The sequence below is a fragment of the Parabacteroides sp. PM6-13 genome (assembly GCF_029892605.1).
In the GTDB taxonomy this organism is placed as follows: domain Bacteria; phylum Bacteroidota; class Bacteroidia; order Bacteroidales; family Tannerellaceae; genus QVMG01.
In genome coordinates this window covers 70,624-90,619 of sequence record NZ_JARXWF010000001.1, presented here as the reverse complement: position 1 = coordinate 90,619, position 19,996 = coordinate 70,624, and the positions used below count along the sequence as shown (strand labels likewise).

The following is a 19,996-nucleotide window of genomic DNA, read 5'->3' as shown; positions in this document are numbered from 1 at the left end:
TTTGTTTACTTTATATATTCCGTAGCCAACCGGCGCGCTTCGGCATCGGTTGCTACATAGTCGTCATACGAAGGCTTTTCAATAAATGTTGCCTTCATCATTGTTTTCTCTATGATGTCACTCATGGCCAGGAAACCCGTCTCATCGCGTAGGAACGCCGCTACCACCACCTCGTTGGCTGCGTTCAGTATGCAGGGCATATTGCCACCACGGTGGATCGCCTCGTAGGCGAATGTCAGGTTGCGAAACCGACGGGTGTCGGGCTCTTCAAAGGTGAGTGAACTATATTGTTTGAAATCCAAACGGGGAGATACTCCTTTTAGTCGTTTGGGGTAGGAGAATGCGTAGGCGATCGGCAGTTTCATGTCGGGAATACCCAGTTGAGCCATCACGGCGCCATCCTGAAATTCCACCATGGAGTGGATAATAGATTGTGGGTGTACCACCACTTCGATCTGTTCCGGCGTAAGGCCAAACAGCCATTTCGCTTCGATCATCTCGAAGCCTTTGTTCATCATCGATGCCGAGTCGATGGTAACCTTCGCACCCATCGTCCAGTTGGGGTGGCGCAAGGCCTGTTGGCTGGTTACGGTAGCCAGTTCGTCGATAGTCTTCGTGCGGAAAGGACCGCCTGAGGCAGTCAGGAATATCTTGGCCACCGGGTTTTCCCATTCGCCTGCCAGGCATTGGAAAATGGCGGAATGCTCCGAATCGACCGGTAGGATGGGTGTCTGGTTCTCTTGCGCCAGGCGGGTGATCAACTCCCCGGCAACGACCAACGTCTCTTTGTTAGCTAGGGCAATGGCTTTGCCCGCCTGAATAGCTGCGATGGTGGGACGCAAGCCCGAATAGCCTACCATGGCGGTCAATACCAATTGGATCGGTTCCATCTGCACCACCTGTACTATCGCCTCGGCGCCGGCCCATACTTTGATCGGCAGATCTTCCAGGGCTTCTTTCAGTTCCGGATATTTTGTTTCGTTGGCAATCACCACCACTTCGGGCATAAAGGTGCGTGCCTGATTGATCAGTAGATCGACATTGTTGTTGGCTGTCAGGGCATATACCTCAAACAGATCGGCATGGTCGCGGATCACCTCCAACGCCTGCGTGCCGATAGAACCGGTCGAACCTAATATGGCTATTTGTCTCTTCATGCGTCAGAATGCAATGTATTCGCCCGGATTGACCGGTTGTCCGCGATACCATAATTCGAAATGCAGGTGAGGGCCTGTCGACAGATCGCCGGTATTTCCTACCAAAGCAATTGCTTCTCCGGCAACCACCTGGTCTCCTATCTCTTTCAATAGTAATTCGTTATGCTTATATATCGACAGGAAACCGTTCCGGTGCTGCACCTGTATCACATTGCCGAACTTTGGGTCGAATCCTGTAAAGACCACTGTGCCGTCGAGGGTCGACAATACGCTTTCCCGCAGCGAGGCGACAAGGTCGATGCCATAATGCTTGATTTCCTGGTTGTAGGCCGCCGACATCACACCGTTAAGTGGCTTAACAAAGAAAATACCGTCAGGAATCGGATTAGGATTCAAGCTGGTGAGGTTATAACGTTCCTCCTCTTCGAATGCCTGGATAAAGGCTTTTTCGTTTTCTCCCCGGACAATTTCAAAATCCGGGTTTGTCTGTGCCAGCGTATCCAGTCTGCGAATAGAGTCAATCTCTGTGGTGCCGGTTAGTATGCCCTGGATATTATCCATGTACATGGCCTGGATGGCAATCATACGCTCCAGGGAGTCGGCGCGCAATACGTTCTGAACGATCTCCTTCCGTACCTCAACATCGAGGTATCCGGGCAGGTAGTTGCGTATCGGCGTCAGGATGATTATCATCGAAGTGAGGGTGATCAATAACCCGGCAAAGAAGAGTACCATCGTTACGGCCGACAGCATAGATATACGGAACGACCATACCTCTTCCAAAGCACTCTCATTGAAAAAGGAGAGCTTATACTTAAAGCGCATCTTATGCCAGAATTCGCTTCTGGACGTTCCTTTTTTCTTTGTTCTATTTGTCTTTGTACTATCTTTCTTTCTCATCTCTTTATCTTACTTCACCATAAATCCAATAATCCTTCCGGGAGGTGAATCTGTATCTCTTTGGCAATATGGTCGACCGCTGTGATCAGCTCTTCGGCGGCAGGGAACAGGATCTCTTTTCCGTCGTGTTCGATATGAAACAGGATGTTTTGCGTGCTTTCGTCTACCGCAGTTATCACACCCAGCGAATTGTTTTCATCATCCCTGACTTGGTAACCAATAAAACTATCCCAGGTCATTTCACCAAGGAGGTTCTCCTCTTCGTCTACTAATTCATAAGGCAGATACACTTCCCGTCCCATAAACTTCCGGGCCTGCTCTTCCGTATCAACCCCTTCGAGTTTGATCAATATGATCGTACTGCCCTTATAGCGGTACTCCTCGATAAAGAACGGAACGAAAATACCTTCTATATCACATACCAGATAGGGCTCTTCGATATCATCCAACAATTCGATGGTTGTTTGTAGCGATATCTCTCCCTTTACCCCGTGGGGTTTCGCAAACCGTCCGATACGGAATAACTCTTCTTGCCTTATCATAACCTCGTAATACGGGCGCCTATTTTGTTTAATCGTTGGTCGATATTCTGATATCCTCGGTCGATCTGGTCGATGTTGTTGATGCAACTGGTGCCATCGGCACTCATGGCGGCGATCAACAAAGCGATACCCGCGCGTATATCCGGCGAAACCATGGTCGCTCCGCGCAAACGAAACCGATTGCCCAGTCCGATCACTGTCGCCCGGTGTGGGTCGCAAAGAATAATCTGCGCCCCCATGTCGATCAGCTTATCGACAAAGAAAAGGCGGCTTTCGAACATCTTCTGATGGATCAGTACACTACCCACTGCCTGCGTGGCAACTACCAGGAACACACTCAACAGGTCGGGCGTCAATCCCGGCCAGGGAGCATCGGCAATGGTCATAATGGATCCGTCGATGAAGGTGTCTATTTCGTATGTGTCATGTGTAGGCACATGGATATCATCGCCTACCTGTTCTACTGTAATGCCTAAACGGCGAAAAGACTCCGGGATGATGCCCAAGTGGTCATAGCCCGTGTCTTTTATCAGGATATCGGAACCGGTCATGGCGGCCATGCCGATGAAGCTGCCGACCTCGATCATATCCGGCAGGATACGATGCTCGGTGCCATCCAATGCCTCCACTCCTTCGATGGTGAGCAGGTTTGATCCCACGCCGGAAATGCGCGCTCCCATCCGGTTCAACATCGTACAGAGTTGTTGCAGATAGGGTTCACAGGCAGCGTTATAGATCGTTGTCTTTCCTTTTGCCAAGACGGCAGCCATCACGATATTGGCTGTACCTGTTACTGAGGCCTCGTCCAACAACATATAGGTGCCGGTCAATCGGTCGGCTTCCACCTTGTACAGATGGCGTTCGTTATCGTAATCGAATGTGGCACCCAGCTTTTGAATACCGGTAAAATGGGTATCCAGGCGGCGGCGTCCGATCTTATCGCCTCCCGGCTTGGGTATCAATGCTTTCCCGAAGCGGGCTACCATAGGGCCGACAATCATCACGGAGCCTCGCAATGAGGCGCTTTTGCGTAGGTAATCATCCGTATTCAGGTAATCCAGGTCGATATCGTCCGCCTGGAAGGTATAGACATCCGCAGCCGGATGTTCCACCTTTACCTGCATATCGCGCAACAGTTGGATGAGGTTATTCACATCCAGGATGTCGGGCACATTGCTGATGGTGACCTTTCCCGCGGTCAATAGCGTGGCACAAATCACCTGCAAGGCTTCATTTTTTGCCCCTTGCGGTACGATCTCACCCGATAGGCGGTAGCCTCCTTCTATGACAAACGAACTCATCTCCCTTTCCGTTGGTGATTTTTCTTATTGTTGTTATTGTTGTTGGATGGCTGATTGTTGCGCGCCAAGATATCACGACTCTCCGTCAGCTTGTATGTCTCTTCGTTGAGCACGATCTTACTCTGCGACAATTCATCCAGGTCTTTGAATATCTTCCGGTCGTCGACACTCTCTTTGTTCCATGTCAAGAACGACTTTTTCATATGGTTCGCCAGCATTTTGGTCAATTGCTCCCGTTCGTCGCCGTTCTCCAATTCGGTGGCTTTGTCGATCATCAATTCCAGTGTGCGTCCGTAATGGCGGTAACGGATGCGCGAATTGTTATACGGAATCCGGGGCGGCCGGCTATGCAGATCCTCTTTGCGGATAATCTCGTACGGGTAGTCGATATCGAGCTTGAAGTCTGACATAATCGCCAGATGATCCCAAAGAATATGTTTGAAGTCATTCACATCGCGCAGGTGGGGAAACATATTCCCCATGATATTGATGATGGTATCGGCGCAACGTTTCCGTTCATCGCGGTCTTCTATAGCGACACAATAGTCCACCATATTTTGAATGTTACGTCCATATTCGGGCATAGCAAGCTTTTTCTCTTCTGTATTGTATTTCATTTCGAAAATCATTTTAGGGAACAAATGTACAGATTATTATTGATTTGCCCCAAACGAGATTCTTAAAAGATATAGAAAGATGACTATCTAAAGGCGGGGGATGACTTTTGGAACACCCCTAAGGGTTAGACCTCTGGTTTTTTTGAACCACGAAGTATCGCAAAGGTGCACAAAGGTTTGAAGTAAAAGAAAGAATGTGTATAAGTTTGATGCGAAAGGGGCGGGGTGGAAATCGCTGCATACCCTTAATCCGGATAGTTCTAATTTTTCAATTCAGCAATATCGGATTCGGCCTTTTTCTGAAGAATAATAGCATACATTCTACTCAAGATTTTCAAGAAAAGACTGTATGTCTTCTTCGCTAGAAAGAGAAACTCCTTTACCTTCTCCTTTCTTATATTCTTCTATTCGCTCTTGTAATAGTTGTCTGTTTTTGGGGTGATTAAACCAGGGATCTCCACTTGGGCTAGGATTCTCATAAGGCTGTGGAACTCTCCGCAGCTCGAAAAGAAATTTGCCTCTTTTTACAAGAATAGGCTCTTTCTCTGCCATGTCAAAGAATTTATTCTGATTAGCTTCTAATTCCGAAGATGTTATAACGACCATAATATTCGCCTTTCTGTTTGATTTTGATTACTATACAAATATAGTGAATTTTTTTTGATTCTATCCACTTTCCTTGTATTTGCTTTCCGGTAGTAGGGGGACAATGCGCCGAATGCGTAAAAAATCGCCGGGTTTTCCACTGATTGACAATTGTCAACCAATTAAACGACAATTGTCAATCAATTGAACGATAATTGTCAACCGATTGATCGACAATTGTCAAACGTTTTGCAACCCGGCGATTTTGTGGGTAAACCCATTGAAGTTCATTATGTTGTTTGCGTCGAAGACGCACCATGTTGATAAACCCCATGTGAAGTATAGCGGAACATGGGGCTGCGAGAGCAAATCATCCGCCCTTGGCCTCGAAGAGGTCGAACTTTAAAATGACCGAAGGCCTATTGTGGCTCTCGGTCATGCATACTAAACATAATTGCTTTACGATGTTAAAATCGCTTGCCTGCCCGTAGGAAATATTCAGAAGGATTTTTTCAAATGCGCCAGAATAAGAATGGGATTATCTTCTTCGTCTACCATATTCGACAGGTCGATTAGGCGTTGGCCTATCGCTTTATTCGCCGCTTTCTTTTCGTTAATAAACTCTTTTAGTTCATACGGCCAGATCGAGTTTACCATGATATCGTTGCAAATACCCCATCTCGGAATAAAGTTATCCAAGCCTCCCAAATCATCAATCACTTTTTTGGCTCCGCTTATATTCCCCGTACGTTTGTCTATACATACTGGAAAAGCAGAAAGAGGAGGAAGAGCACGATCTTTTGGAGCAAACATCATTTCTGATGCCAAAATGAATAGGTGATTATCGGTTTCATGAATAGCCTGAACATAAATCCTATGATCTAACAGTTTGGCACCTCTGGAAGTTTCTAACCTGCCGCTACTACGTGCTTCGAACTGGTCTTTGAAAAAAATTTCTTCATAATGATAAATTAGATCTGATGATATTTTTTGTTTTTCATTCAATTTGATAATCCACTTGGGAATCAAGGTGCTTTCTGCAACATGATAGACCGTATCCGTATAGTAATTGTAGAAAATGAGTGTGTCATTATAAGGAGTAAACTCTTTACGATAGGGCGAATTCAACTTCTGTGCAAAACTCGGGTTATCCCACTGCATTCCGGTTGAATATTGCCCTACAATTTCAAAGTCGGTAGAAAAAAAGAAAACAGTATCAGGAAAACTAAAAGCAACCAAATTATTCTTTGTCCCATGAATAGAGCCTAGCCGATTGTAGTTTCTATAATAATCCCCTTCTTTATTTCCTCCTAAAATCAAATTTTTTCCGGTACAAACCCCATTCTCATCATATTCTAATAATTTACGACCTTGTGTATAAAAATGATTCTTAACATAAGCCATAGATAATATGATCGATCCATGATCTTCACAAGGCCCCTGCCCTCTTTTCCCAATTTGCGCCAAATATTCCCCATTCCAATTATAAAGATGATTGTATTGCATAATATATTCGGGAGTAAGCGTCAAGCTAGGGCTTCGCATTAAATTTCGTGAATTCGTTTCCAGAGGCACATAAGTAATGCTATCACACCACTCGGATAATAGCATTTCGCCATCTAGGTTGGTGATGATGTCAGATAGATCAATATTAGGAGCAAGCACAAATATTTCTGTTTCAGAAACAGGCTCTCTCTTAGTTGCATTTGAACAACTAAGAAAGAGCAAGAGTATAAATAATACTTTTAATTTCACCGTATATAACAATTTAACATGATGTGAATGTTCGAATTCACTCCTCTTATGAGGTTGATTTACGATATAGGCATCCCTGTTTTTTTACGGATTATGGTTCCTCCCGGAAGAGATCGGTGGGGGCGGAGGCGGAGTTTCCTTTTTCTCCTGCTCACCTGGCATCTCCAGATAAATGGCTAGCGAGGAATGTAACTCTCCATTTCTTGTATAGTAGGCATAAACAGTCAGCACTTTTCCTGTGGCATTCACCATTTTCTTCTTATCCATGGATCGTTTTTTTGCTATCTTATTTAATGCCTCGTATTCGTCAACACTCATCTGCTTATTGTCTACTATATAGTAGTCAACAGGAATCGGAGGGGGTGGAGGTGGTGCATTTGTGTGCTTCGCTTCTGGTTTCGTCTCCTTTTTTTGCTCAATAGGAGTAATCGTGTTATCTTTGTTTTCTGTAGTGGTAACCACCTCTTCCGTTGTCTCTATGACCGGAGTGGTTATCTCTTTCTGCACACTAGAAGGGCGTGCAAACGACTGTAAGGCGATAAAGCCTAAGGGAACCAGGAGCAATGGCTTCAACCGGGCCCATTTGTTGGATTGATCTTTTAACATCATAGTAATACGTTTTTTAATTTTACTGTGATTGAAGCTGTTGGCGAGAGCGTAGGAACTGGAGCCAACAGCTTTTTTCACTAATAATAGTTGATATTTTGTTGCATCGATACCTTTGGAAAGAACGCCCAGGTCTGCCTGGTATTCATGGATATCCTGCAATTCCTTTTTCAATAACCAAACGACCGGGTTAAACCAGAACAGGAGGATAATCAGTTCCATGAAAAATAGATCATAGGAATGTCTGCGATGTAGGTGTTGTTCTTCGTGCAGAAGTATCTCTTCCGGATTTGAATAATAATCGTTTTCTGACAAAACAATATATTTCCCCCAGCTGAAGGGGGCTATCTTTCCGGCGAGTATAACCAAATAATAATTACCCCAGGGGATCTTTCTCCCGGAATAGATAATGGCAGACATCCGGTGAAGAGATATAATGATCATTACCACCGAGACAAATGCGCCAGCAAAGTATAGGATAGAGAAAAGATGAACGCCATTGAATGGTTTGTGTTGTTGTTGAGGCGGTTTAGTGTATGTTCCCACAGATGCTGTTTCTGCTTTTGTATCCGGAGAGGAAGTGCTTTCATATTCTATATTGCCCCATATTATCTCTTCCATTTTCAATATTGGCTGCTGCAAAGCCGTTCTCTCCTTAATTTCGATTTGCATCAGTGGCAGCAATAGGCAGGCTATTATGCCGCCCAACAAAACGAAGCGGTTAAGGCGGAAGAAGGTGTCATTGCTCAGAAATGCTTTAAAAAATATATAAAGCATTGTTAGGCAAATGCTGGATTTGAGGATATAGAATAAAAAAGATTCCATACTGTTTTATCTCTTTTCTTTGATTTGCCGAATCAGATCCTGTAAGTCTTCAACAGTCAGTTCTTCTTCTTCAATCAGGCAGGATACCACCCGTTTATAAGACTGGTCGTAATACTTATCTACTACTTGTTTTAGGGATTTCTGTTTATATTCATTTTCCGACAATAGGGCATAATACTGATGGGTATTCCCATAAGCTTTGTAGCCGATATATCCTTTCTCTTCCAGCGCACGAACAATCGTGGATAATGTATTATAATGAGGTTTGGGTTCTCCGATTAGTTCCAATAACTCTTTGACAAACAGGGGACCGTTCGACCAGAAATATTCCAGGATCTCCTCTTCTTTAGCTGTTAATTTACGCATAGCAATCACTTATTTGAGTTGAATTGCTCAAATATAACTATACTTTTCAGTAATGCAACTATAAAGACCCGTTAAAGAACTGTATTTAACAGAATTTAAAAGTAAAAAAATAATTACTCCCTAAAATAAACCCTTTTTACCCGAGGGGAGATGGAGGTGAGTACCTCGTAAGGGATGGTTTGCAGGCGGGCTGCCATCTCTTCCACCGGGAGGCCTTTGCCGAAGAGGGTGACGGGGTCGCCTTCGGCGGCTTCGATGTCGGTGATGTCGACCAGGCAGGTGTCCATGCATATATTGCCGACAATCGGGCAACGCTTTCCGTTGATCAACACTTCGCCTCCGCCGTTGCCCAGATGGCGGTCGAGTCCATCAGCATAACCGATTGGCAGGATGGCGATGCGGGAGTCGCGTTTGAGATAGGTCATTCGGTTGTATCCGACAGAGTCGCCAGCCGGCACATCTTGTATCTGCAGAATAATGGTTTTGAGGGTGCTGACAGGACGCAAGCCGTTTTGCCCCGACGCGCTGACTCCATACAGACCAATGCCCAAGCGGACCATATCCATCTGGTAGTCGCTAAAGCGTTCGATGCCTCCGGAGTTCAGGATGTGTTTGATTACCTTTTGTTCCAATCCCTCTTCCAGTTCCTTCGCGGCCTGTTCGAATTGACGAATCTGACCGAATGTGAATTCATCCAAGGCACTATTGTCGGTCCCTGCCAGATGGGAGAAGAGTGAGCGCACCATAATGCCGCCCTGCTCGCGTATGCGGCGGATAATCTCCGGAATGTCTTTCGGTTGGAAGCCCAAGCGGTGCATGCCGGTGTCGATCTTCAGGTGAACGGGGTAGGAGGTGAGTCCGCGGCGTTCGGTCTCCTTGATCACGGCATCCAAGAGGCGGAAGCTGTAGATCTCCGGCTCCAACTGGTTGTCGAACAGCATATTGAAGCTGCTAAACTCCGGGTTCATCACCATGATAGGAATGGAGATGCCCGCTTTGCGCAATTCGGCTCCTTCGTCGGCCACCGCCACGGCCAGGTAGTCGCAACGCTGTTCCTGCAAGGTCTTGGCAATCTCATATGATCCGGCGCCATAGCCAAAGGCTTTGACCATGCAGGCCATCTTGGTGCCCGGTTGCAGGCGGGAGGTATAGTAGTTGAAGTTATGAATAATCGCATCCAAATTGACTTCGAGGATCGTTTCATGCACCTTCTTCTCTAAGAGTTCACTGATCCGTTCGAAATGGAAACGCCGCGATCCTTTGATCAATATAAGCTCGTTTCGGAAAGTAAGATAGGTTTCCGAACGGATAAAGTCGTCGGTCGTCAGGTAAAACTCCTTTTGCATCTCAAAGAACTGGCCGAACTCGGAGATGTCTCGTCCGATGCCAATCACGCGATCGACCCCTTTGCGTCTGACCAGGTCGGCCACTTTCTTATAGAGCGACTTCGGTAGGGTGCCCGATTGCAGGATATCGGACAGGATAAGGGTACATGGCGTGTTTTGGTCTACCCGCCGCCCTTGCATGAATCCGAGCGCAATGTCCAGGGAGTTGATATCGGAATTATAGGTATCGTTAATGATCAGGCAGTTGTTGATGCCCTGCTTGATATTCAATCGCATATCGACCGGCTCCAATTTCTCGAACCGGGAGGTTTCGTTCAGGGTGCTCGGCTTCAGATAGATCATGGTCGCGAGACAGTGGATCGCGTTTTCAATGGAGGCATCGTCGGTGAATGGTATGTTGATCTTTCGGTCGATACCCAATAGCGTACAGCGGATCACCGTCTCCCCTTCTCCTTTTTCTATTGAGCTGATATACAGGGGCGCTTCCGAGTTTGTGCGACTCCAGGCTACCGCTTTATGGGATAATAACGAGGCTTCGATGCAGTCGGTTAGTATCGGATCATCGCCGTTATAGATAAGTGTCTCCGCTTCAGTGAAAAGGCGTAGTTTCTCCATGATCTTTTGTCGGACGGAAAGGAAATTCTCTTGATGTGCCTCGCCTACATTGGTCAAGATGCCAATGGTCGGGTCGATCATGGGGCGAAGGTTCTCCATCTCGTCCGGCTGAGAGATGCCTGCCTCGAAAATACCCAGCGTATGTCGGTTGTTCATTTCCCAAACCGATAGGGGAACCCCAATCTGTGAGTTGTAGCTACGCGGCGAACGGACAATGTTAAACTCGTTGTGTAACAGCTGATAGAGAAACTCCTTGACAATGGTTTTCCCGTTGCTGCCGGTAATGCCGATCACCGGGATGCGAAACCGCTTGCGGTGGTGGGTGGCCAGCTTCTGCAAGGCCTTCACGCTGTCTTTCACCAATAGGAAGTTGGCGTCCGGCATGGTGTCGAACACAGGCAGCATCTCGCTGACAACAAAGTTGCGCACCCGGAGGCGATAGAGATCTTCTATGTATTTATGCCCGTCGTTCGTGCGGGTAGGAATGGCAAAAAAGAGGCTTTGCTCCGGAAAGGTAAGGCGGCGGCTATTGGTCAGCAATATGCTGATCGAAGCGTCGTTCCATTTCTCTTGTTTAATGCCTAAGATAGCGGCTATTTCTTGAATTGTGTAGTCCATTTTTAATGAAGAATGAAGAATGAGGAATGAAGAATAAATAATTACTTTTCTTTATTCATCCATTCTAATTGTTCCTTACTTATATCAAAGGAAGGGAATTTTTTTTGAAACGCATCCATCTTTAACAAAGTTTGATGGATGAACTGGCGGTGGGCGTCACTATCTTGTTGGAAAGGGCGGTGTTCGATGGCCTTTCGGATCTTGCGCCATTCCGATACTGCCTGTTTGGTCTCATCCGTGAAGCGGTTCTCTTCGAATCGCTGTCCGATGTGTTCGATGGCCAGCGAAGAGGGGTGAAGCATATCGTCCGCATAATAACGGTAGTCGCGCAATTCGTCCATCATAATCTCATAGGCCGGGAAATAATCGGTCTGTTCGGGATAGGCTTGTTGCAAACGATCGATTGCCAATAACAGGGTGGCTTTGCTCAGTTGGTTGCCGTGCGCCCCATCTTTCCAGTGGCGAATGGGGCTCACCGTAAACAATACCTTTGCCTTAGGGCTATGTTCCCAAAGCGAGAGCAAGAGGTCGTGCCAGTCAGAGAGGATCTCGTCCACCGTTAATTGTTCGCGGCTGAAGAGCGTTGCCGGTTGCTTATGGCAGTTGGCAACAATCGCCCCATTGCTTTTCAGGCGATAGGCATAAGCCGTTCCGAAAGTGACTATCAGACGGGTGGTATGTCGTAGCTTTTCGGCAGACTCCTCCAGGCGACGGTTGATCGCTTCCAGCGTCTCCGTCTGCGACGGCATAGAGAAACGGCTATGATGCGCGTAGCTATGATAGGCCCCTTCGTATAGGAAGAGATCCTCTTCCCGAAAGCGTTCGGGCCGGATCAATCGCCGGATCGCCTGCGCGACAGAAGCGGGGTTATACAATATCCCGAACGGATTGATATCTGTCCGGAATTTATTCTCCTCCAATCGTTTTCCGATATTCTCCGTAAAGCAGGAACCCAACAATATAATCCTGTCCGCATGCGAGAACATCAGCGAATCCTTCCCCATAGCAACAGGTGTATAATATATCATATCGTCATAGTTTGAAATCTACTGCAATATTACACATTTGTTTTCTATTATTGTTTGATGTTTAGCTTTCTGCTTCCGCGTTTTGAAGCTTTTTGCAAGCGAGCATAGCGAGCGGCCGAAGGTCTCTCTTTTGCCGGCAGTTTCAACTGCCGTTGACGTAATTCCGGCTTGCCCGGATACCGCTCTGGGTTTTAATCCGCTTAAAAGCAGCATGGCAGGGGTTGAAACCTACAGAGGTAGAGGCTTTGCCTACATCTTAAAACCGTTCGATAAATCGAACGGCAAAAGAGAGGCCTGCGGCCACTCGCTGCGCTCGCTTTGGAAAACCAAATATTACCATATCTGAAGATTTTCATTATATGACTGAAGGTCACAGCGGGCCTGAAGGGCCGAGTCCCAACGGGACGAAGACTTAGCCCACGGGTAAGCAGGCTGAAGGTCTGCGCCACCCTGGGATTCCATGGATATATAAAAATGAGTTCTGTAAGAACGAAAGAAGAAATTTACTATTTACAGGCGCTATCACCATATATCCTATCATACTATCTATCGTTCTTTCAGAACTCGATTTCTTGTATTGTCATGATACCCAGGGTGGCGCAGGCTTTCAGCCTGCTTACCCGTGGGCTAAGTCTTCGTCCCCTCCGGGACTCGGCCCTTCAGGCCCGCTGTGACCTTCAGTCATATAAATAAAATAAGAATTGAAGGTGGGGATCGCGCTGCAAGCGCGAGATTATGCATAACCGTATGCAAGCATAGCGCAGCTTACGGTATAGCGACTCCCTATCAATCAAGCGCCGCAGGTGCGAGATCTGCCATAATCCCACCCCATGCGGGGCTTTTTATATAGAGGATTCACTACCGTAAGCTGCGCTACGCTTGCATACGGTTATGCATAATCTCACGCCCGCGGCGTGCTTCCCCGCAATCTTCTCCCTCCCTTCTCCCTTCTCCTTTCTCCTTCCAATCTCCTCCTATTCGAAGATCCGCATCCATCAGAATAATCATATTAAATCAAACCAATCACATCCGAAAAATCCAAAAATCAGCGTATTGCTCCCTTCGGAAGCGAACGTTGTTTCTCGGTTCAGACGAATTTACAAATTGTCAAAATCGCCCGACTATTTCGCCAAAAACGTAGGGGTATTTAAAATTAGTCCTGCGGGTAACACTTTTTAACGTATCATATTGTAAGGCAAAATGCTGTTTTTGCTTACATTTTGTCAAACGGCGTTTGTTTGGCCTGAAGACGTAAAGCAAGTGGGAGTGGACGGTCTGTTTGCGATATATAGGAGCGGGTTGGAGAATCTGCAAGCAAGCTTGGATTGCGCTTTGCTTTCACTATATTTGCATCATAAACGTAATAATAGCTATATGAAATCTAAACACATTTTTTTCTTTTCGATCCTGATGGTCGGATTGTTGACCTTTACCTCCCTGCATGCGCAGACGAAACCCCGTATTGGGATTGCCGGTATACGCATAGAGTCGTGCACCTTCTCGCCCGCGTTGACCACTGAAGATGCTTTTACAAAACGTTTTGGCGACGATTTATTGAATTCCTACCCCTTCTTGCGTCCGGGGCAACCGTTGCGCGAAAAGGCGGAATGGTTTCCGGCTATGACGGCCTATTCTACGCCGGGTGGCGCGGTGACCCGGGAGAGTTATGAATCGATGGTGAAAAAGATCCTGGATCTATTGAAAGAAAATATGCCTTACGATGCCCTCTTTTTTGATATTCATGGGGCAATGAGTGTGGTGGGGCTGGATGACCCGGAGGGTGATCTGATTATCCGGATACGCGAACTGATCGGGAAACAGCCCATCATCTCAACCAATATGGATTTACACGGCAACGTGAGCTGGCGCCTGGCGGAGAATACCGACCTGATGACCTGCTATCGTATGGCACCGCACGAAGACGCTATGGAATCCAAAGAGAGAGCCGTTAGCAATCTATTAGAACGCATTGAATCGGGGAAAGGCCGTCCGGGTTATAAGGCATGGATCCCGATCCCCATCCTATTACCGGGCGAACAGACCAGTACGCGGGTGGAACCGGCCAAATCACTCTATGCCGCCGTAGCGCCTGCCACGGCACAGGAGGGCATTATCGATGCGGCTATCTGGATTGGTTACGCCTGGGCCGACGAGCCGCGCAACAAAGCGGTGGTGATGGTGACCGGCGACGACCAAGATATGGTGACACGTACGGCGGAATACCTGGCGCACCACTTCTGGAGCGTGCGCCATCAGTTTGAGTTTGTTGCGCCGGTAGGTACCTTGGAAGAGTGTTTGGCCAAAGCGCTCAAAGGTGAGAAGAAGCCATTCTTCATCAGTGATACGGGCGATAACCCGACAGCGGGTGGGGCAGGCGATGTGACCTGGACTATTACGGAACTGTTGAAACGAGAGGAGTTTCGTTCGGCTGACGGGCCTTCGTTGATTTATGCCTCGGTGCCCGGACCGGAATTTGTCAAGAAAGCGAAAGAGGTAGGTGTGGGTGGTCGCATCGACGGAGTAGCCGGTGCTAAGGTGGATCATCGCTTTGCGCCTCCGGTTAGGCTGAATGGGGTGGTAACGGCGATCTACGATAACCCTGCCAATTCGGAAGTAGCGGTTCAGATCGGTAGCATCCATGTGATCGTGACCGAGAAACGGAAAGGGTTTCATACCGAAAGGGAGTTTACCAAACTAAATCTGCATCCGCGCGAGTCGGATATCGTCGTGGTAAAGATTGGCTACCTCGAACCGGAGCTCTATAATATGCAGGCGGACTGGATGATGGCCTTGACCGTAGGCGGCGTGAACCAGGATCTCTATGGTCTTCCTTACAAACGGATCGACCGCCCGATGTATCCGCTCGATAAAGATATGCTGATGCCCGACCTGAAAGCCCGCCTGGTGCCTTTTGTGGCGGAATAAAGAAAACAAAAGGAGAATGATAACCAGACAGCAAGGAATATGCAACGAATAAACAATAAACTCTTTTTGTATTATGGCTTAGGACTCCTGTTTCTGGCTATCATTCTCCGTTTTTTAGGTGTCCCGACAATGGTCTGGGCGCCGTTGTTCGGCATCGCGATTGGACTGAAAACGATCTTCCTCATTCGGGTGTTCCGTTCCGGGAACTTTCAGTTGAGCCTCTGGTTGGGACTTATTCTTGCCGGGGTGGCAATGATCTTTGTCTCGATGATTTTCAGATATCTCTATCCGCTGCCCTGGCTTTGGTGTATTCTTTTTTATGGGGCGATTGCCTTGAAACTGACCGGATTACTGCTGATGATCATAAAAAGAGTCCGCACCTCTTCCAAAGACAAATAAATTTCCTACATTTATCCGCGCATATTTTTTATAAAACCACTAAATAATTGTTACAGATGAAAAAACTTCTAATCGCATGTATGGCGGTGTGTGCCTTGTCGGCTTGTACACAGACCAAGCAGGTTCCTTTGTCTTTCAATGTAGAGAATCGGGGAGCAGATACCAAGTTACCCCAGATACTTCCGGTAGAGCAATTGCCTTCCGTCGCGAAGTTGCCGGATCCTTTTGCCTGGTCGGACGGAAGCGGGCGTTGTAAAACATTCAAAGAATGGACCCGTCGGCGGACGGAGATCATTCATGAGATTAGTTCGTATGAATTGGGACTGCGTCCACCACGTCCTGCCGATATGACTGCTACCTATTCGAACGGTGTTCTGGAGGTGGTGATCAAAGATAATGGGCAGACATTGACGCTGTCTTCTCCCGTAACCATGCCGAAAGGCGAAGGGCCGTTCCCGGTTATTATCGGCATGAACCGACCGACCGGCACCATGGCGGCGGAGTTGTTCGAAGACTTTATACAGATCCCTTATCTCCATAACCAAACGGCTCTATATGGCTATGGCGTTCCGGAGAAAGAGGGACCCTTCTTCCAGATGTATCCTCACCTGAAAGAGGCGGGCGACTATTGTGCCTGGTCGTGGGGTATCAGCCGCCTGATCGACGGATTGGAGATGGTACAGTCGCAACTGAATGCTGATATGTCGCGCATCGGGCTCACCGGTTGTTCGTATGCCGGGAAGATGACCCTGTTTGGCGCTGCTTTCGATGAGCGCATCGCTTTGGCCATTGTGCAGGAGTCGGGTGGCGGAGGCGTCAATGCCTGGCGTGTGTCGGAAACGATCGGCGAGGTAGAGAAAATAAGCAATACCAATTATAGCTGGTTTATGAAACGGCTGCGGAATGATTTCGATGGTAAGGCCGATCGTTTGCCTTACGACCACCATGAATTGATCGCTTTAATTGCTCCGCGTGCCGTATTGGTATTAGGCAATCCGGACTTCGAATGGCTGGGTGATCCTTCCGGATATGTTGCCACCGAAGCAGCCATGGAGGTATGGAAAGCCATGGGTGTGGAAGACCGGATCGGATACGACTTCTCACCGGGGCATCCGCATTGTCGGGTGAACGATAGCCAGCATGAAGCTGTTGTAGCCTTTGTGGATAAATTCCTGCGTGGTGCCACGGAAACGAATACCCTCATCCGCAATACCCCGGTTGAAACAATCGACCCGACGGAATGGATCAGCGAATGGGCGGGGTATCAATTGAAAATGAAGTAAGTTATTATCAAGGGGCTGAATCCGCTACTTTTGAGTCAGCCCCTTCTCTACATTGAAGCCCTTTCGGTCTTACTGGATGTGACTAATAGCGTCGAAGACGTATCACGTTGATAAACCCCATGCGAAGCGATAGCGGAACATGGGGTGCTTGTCATGAGTGTCTCCCTCGGCCTCGAAGAGGTGGTACTTTTGTTTCTTTGAGTCTGCTTCACATGGGATCGACCATCTTTCCGAGAAACCTTTTGAAAAGCCCGGTTGTTTTATGATCAGAGACGAACGGGCGAAAAACTATGCCAAAAATGGCCGATTTATAAAATGGCATCCATTTTGTATCTCCTTAGGTAGGAACAATAAACCAATAAATATAAAAAGCTATGAACTTGAACAATTTTACAATTAAATCGCAGGAAGCCGTGCAGCAGGCCGTGCAGTTGGCTGCTCGGAATAGCCAGCAGGTTATCGAAACGGTTCACCTGTTGAAAGCTGTCATTATGACAGGAGAGAGCGTCACCAATTTTCTTTTCCAAAAGTTGGGCGTAAACATACAAAACCTCAACCTGGTATTGGATCGTCAGATCGAATCCTATCCCAAAGTATCAGGGGGAGAACCTTATCTGTCGCGTGAGACCAATGCTGTTTTGCAGAAGGCGATCGACTATTCGGGAAAGATGGGCGACCAGTATGTGTCGTTGGAACATATCATCCTGGCGTTACTGACCGAAAACAGTACCGCTTCGCAGATGTTGAAAGATGCCGGTGTGACCGAGAAAGAATTGCGCCTGGCCATCGACGAGTTGCGTAAAGGGAATAAAGTCACCAGCCAGTCGGCGGAAGAGACCTACGATTCCCTCAGTAAGTATGCGATCAACCTCAACGAACGCGCCCGTAGCGGCAAGCTCGATCCGGTGATCGGTCGCGACGATGAGATACGCCGCGTGTTGCAGATCCTTAGCCGCCGTACGAAGAACAACCCGATCCTGATTGGTGAGCCCGGCGTAGGTAAAACAGCTATTGCCGAAGGGCTGGCGCATCGTATCATCCGGGGTGACGTGCCGGAGAATCTGAAGTCGAAACAGATCTTCTCGTTGGATATGGGGGCATTGATTGCCGGCGCTAAATACAAAGGAGAGTTTGAAGAACGGTTGAAGTCAGTGGTCAACGAGGTGGTCAAATCGGATGGAGAGATCATTCTCTTTATCGACGAGATCCACACCCTGGTCGGAGCCGGTAAGGGAGAAGGCGCTATGGATGCCGCCAATATCCTGAAGCCTGCCCTGGCACGTGGCGAATTGCGCTCGATCGGTGCCACGACATTGGATGAATACCAGAAATATTTCGAAAAGGATAAAGCCCTGGAACGCCGTTTCCAAACCGTTATGGTGGAAGAGCCGGACGAACTGGATACGATCTCTATCCTGCGGGGACTGAAGGAGAAGTACGAGAACCACCACAAGGTGCGTATCAAAGACGATGCGATTATTGCGGCGGTGCAACTCTCTTCCCGCTATATCACCGACCGTTTCCTGCCCGATAAGGCGATCGACCTGATGGACGAGGCGGCTGCCCGTTTGCGTATACAGGTAGACTCCGTGCCGGAATCGTTAGACGAAGTGTCGCGTCGTATCAAGCAATTGGAGATCGAACGGGAAGCCATCAAGCGAGAGAATGACGCGCAGAAGTTGGAATCCCTCCACAAAGAGATTGCCAACCTGAAAGAGGAAGAAAACAAACAAAAGGCTCAATGGCAGACAGAAAAGGAGCTGATCAACCGAATTCAGCAGAATAAGATCGATATTGAGAATATGAAGTTCGAGGCCGACAAAGCGGAACGCGAAGGAGACTACGGCAAGGTGGCCGAATTGCGTTACGGAAAGATCAAGGCGAAAGAAGAGGAGATCGGAGAGGTTGAGGCGAAACTGCACGCCATGCAGGGCAATGACGCCATGATCAAAGAGGAGGTCGACAGCGAAGATATTGCCGATGTGGTATCTCGCTGGACTGGTATTCCGGTGAACAGGATGATGCAAAGCGAGAAAGACAAACTATTGAATTTGGAAGACGAGTTGCATACCCGCGTCATCGGGCAGGAAGAGGCAATCACCGCCATATCGGATGCCGTGCGCCGTAGCCGTGCCGGGCTGCAAGACCCGAAGCGCCCGATCGGTTCCTTTATCTTTCTGGGTACGACCGGGGTGGGTAAAACGGAGTTGGCCAAGGCGTTGGCCGAATATCTGTTCGACGATGAGAATATGATGACGCGTATCGATATGAGCGAATACCAGGAGAAATTCAGCGCTACCCGACTGATCGGAGCGCCTCCCGGCTATGTGGGATACGACGAAGGCGGACAGTTGACAGAGGCCATACGCCGGAAACCCTATTCGGTAGTGCTCTTTGATGAGATTGAAAAGGCACATCCCGATGTGTTTAATATCCTGTTACAGGTATTGGATGATGGGCGGTTGACCGACAACAAAGGTCGTGTGGTCAACTTCAAGAATACGATCATCATCATGACAAGCAATATGGGATCGTCGCTTATCCGTGAGAACTTCGAGAAGATAACACCGGAAAACCGCGAACAGGTGACCGACGAGACGAAGATTCAGGTGTTGGAGCTGTTGAAAAAGACCATCCGCCCTGAATTCCTGAACCGTATCGACGAGATCATCATGTTCACGCCGCTGAACGAAGAGGAGATCCGCCAGATCGTGACCCTGCAGCTGAATAGCGTAAAGAAGATGCTTGCCGGGAATGGTATTGCTTTGGAATTTACGGATGCCGCCCTGCGTTTTATCTCCGACGAAGGGTTTGATCCGCAGTTTGGTGCCCGTCCGGTGAAGCGTGTTATTCAGAAATATGTATTAAACGAGCTCTCGAAAGAGATATTGGCTGCAAAGATAGATCGGAACAGACCGATTGTGATAGATCGCGAAGGGGAGGGGCTTGTTTTTAAGAATTAAGAATTAAGAATTAAGAATGAGGAATGAAGAATCGAAGATCGCTTAGCGAAGCGCAAAGCGTAATACAATTGATAATGGGGCGTTATGGCCCCATTATTCATTTAAATAGTTCTTTGATATGAGGATATACGCAGGGATGTGACATGATCATAAGTAAATGTTACG

General features: G+C 47.7%; 16 protein-coding genes. 5 read left to right on the top strand and 11 right to left on the bottom strand.

Annotated features, from left to right (window positions below):
* Positions 1-5: 5 nt before the first annotated feature.
* The 11 genes from M2134_RS00380 to M2134_RS00330 all read right to left on the bottom strand — a co-directional run bounded on the left by M2134_RS00380 (position 6) and on the right by M2134_RS00330 (position 12,261).
* Positions 6-1,157 (bottom strand): 1-deoxy-D-xylulose-5-phosphate reductoisomerase, encoded by a 1,152-nt coding sequence (locus M2134_RS00380; protein ID WP_280749804.1) that lies wholly within the window; start codon positions 1,155-1,157, stop codon positions 6-8.
* Between the two features lie 3 nt (positions 1,158-1,160).
* Positions 1,161-1,982 carry a M23 family metallopeptidase gene (locus tag M2134_RS00375; RefSeq protein ID WP_348525021.1) on the bottom strand — a complete coding sequence of 274 codons (822 nt, stop codon included), beginning with the start codon at positions 1,980-1,982 and terminating at the stop codon, positions 1,161-1,163.
* An 89-nt stretch (positions 1,983-2,071) separates the two neighbouring features.
* On the bottom strand, positions 2,072-2,599 hold the full coding sequence (rimM, locus tag M2134_RS00370) for a ribosome maturation factor RimM (protein ID WP_280749802.1): 528 nt from the start codon (positions 2,597-2,599) through the stop codon (positions 2,072-2,074).
* On the bottom strand, positions 2,596-3,900 hold the full coding sequence (murA, locus tag M2134_RS00365) for a UDP-N-acetylglucosamine 1-carboxyvinyltransferase (RefSeq protein ID WP_280749801.1): 1,305 nt from the start codon (positions 3,898-3,900) through the stop codon (positions 2,596-2,598). Before murA ends, rimM begins: the two co-directional genes overlap by 4 nt.
* Positions 3,897-4,517 carry a DUF4290 domain-containing protein gene (locus M2134_RS00360; protein WP_280749800.1) on the bottom strand — a complete coding sequence of 207 codons (621 nt, stop codon included), beginning with the start codon at positions 4,515-4,517 and terminating at the stop codon, positions 3,897-3,899. Before M2134_RS00360 ends, murA begins: the two co-directional genes overlap by 4 nt.
* 321 nt (positions 4,518-4,838) lie before the next feature.
* Positions 4,839-5,069, bottom strand: coding sequence for a hypothetical protein (locus M2134_RS00355; protein ID WP_280749799.1), 231 nt, complete (start codon positions 5,067-5,069; stop codon positions 4,839-4,841).
* A 531-nt stretch (positions 5,070-5,600) separates the two neighbouring features.
* On the bottom strand, positions 5,601-6,857 hold the full coding sequence (locus M2134_RS00350) for a 6-bladed beta-propeller (RefSeq protein WP_280749798.1): 1,257 nt from the start codon (positions 6,855-6,857) through the stop codon (positions 5,601-5,603).
* A gap of 84 nt (positions 6,858-6,941) precedes the next feature.
* Positions 6,942-8,288, bottom strand: a complete 1,347-nt coding sequence (locus M2134_RS00345) for a M56 family metallopeptidase (RefSeq protein WP_280749797.1) — start codon at positions 8,286-8,288, stop codon at positions 6,942-6,944.
* A gap of 6 nt (positions 8,289-8,294) precedes the next feature.
* A complete protein-coding gene (locus tag M2134_RS00340; protein WP_280749796.1) occupies positions 8,295-8,654 on the bottom strand; it encodes a BlaI/MecI/CopY family transcriptional regulator in 360 nt (119 codons plus the stop codon).
* Positions 8,655-8,767: 113 nt separating this feature from the next.
* Complete coding sequence (locus M2134_RS00335; RefSeq protein WP_280749795.1) at positions 8,768-11,233, bottom strand: bifunctional UDP-N-acetylmuramoyl-tripeptide:D-alanyl-D-alanine ligase/alanine racemase; 2,466 nt, start codon at positions 11,231-11,233, stop codon at positions 8,768-8,770.
* Positions 11,234-11,274: 41 nt separating this feature from the next.
* A complete protein-coding gene (locus M2134_RS00330; protein WP_280749794.1) occupies positions 11,275-12,261 on the bottom strand; it encodes a GSCFA domain-containing protein in 987 nt (328 codons plus the stop codon).
* Positions 12,262-12,472: 211 nt separating this feature from the next.
* On the opposite strand from M2134_RS00330, the gene M2134_RS00325 reads away from it, so the two are divergent.
* The 5 genes from M2134_RS00325 (at position 12,473) to clpB (ending at position 19,831) form a co-directional block, all read left to right on the top strand.
* Positions 12,473-12,607, top strand: a complete 135-nt coding sequence (locus M2134_RS00325) for a hypothetical protein (protein ID WP_280749793.1) — start codon at positions 12,473-12,475, stop codon at positions 12,605-12,607.
* Between the two features lie 1,028 nt (positions 12,608-13,635).
* Complete coding sequence (locus tag M2134_RS00320; RefSeq protein WP_280749792.1) at positions 13,636-15,186, top strand: M81 family metallopeptidase; 1,551 nt, start codon at positions 13,636-13,638, stop codon at positions 15,184-15,186.
* Between the two features lie 39 nt (positions 15,187-15,225).
* The gene (locus tag M2134_RS00315; RefSeq protein ID WP_280749791.1) at positions 15,226-15,585 is read left to right on the top strand and encodes a hypothetical protein; all 360 of its coding nucleotides are present in this window, start codon (positions 15,226-15,228) and stop codon (positions 15,583-15,585) included.
* A 56-nt stretch (positions 15,586-15,641) separates the two neighbouring features.
* Positions 15,642-16,868, top strand: coding sequence for a hypothetical protein (locus M2134_RS00310; RefSeq protein WP_280749790.1), 1,227 nt, complete (start codon positions 15,642-15,644; stop codon positions 16,866-16,868).
* Positions 16,869-17,242: 374 nt separating this feature from the next.
* Positions 17,243-19,831 carry an ATP-dependent chaperone ClpB gene (gene clpB, locus M2134_RS00305; RefSeq protein ID WP_280749789.1) on the top strand — a complete coding sequence of 863 codons (2,589 nt, stop codon included), beginning with the start codon at positions 17,243-17,245 and terminating at the stop codon, positions 19,829-19,831.
* Positions 19,832-19,996 lie beyond the last annotated feature (165 nt).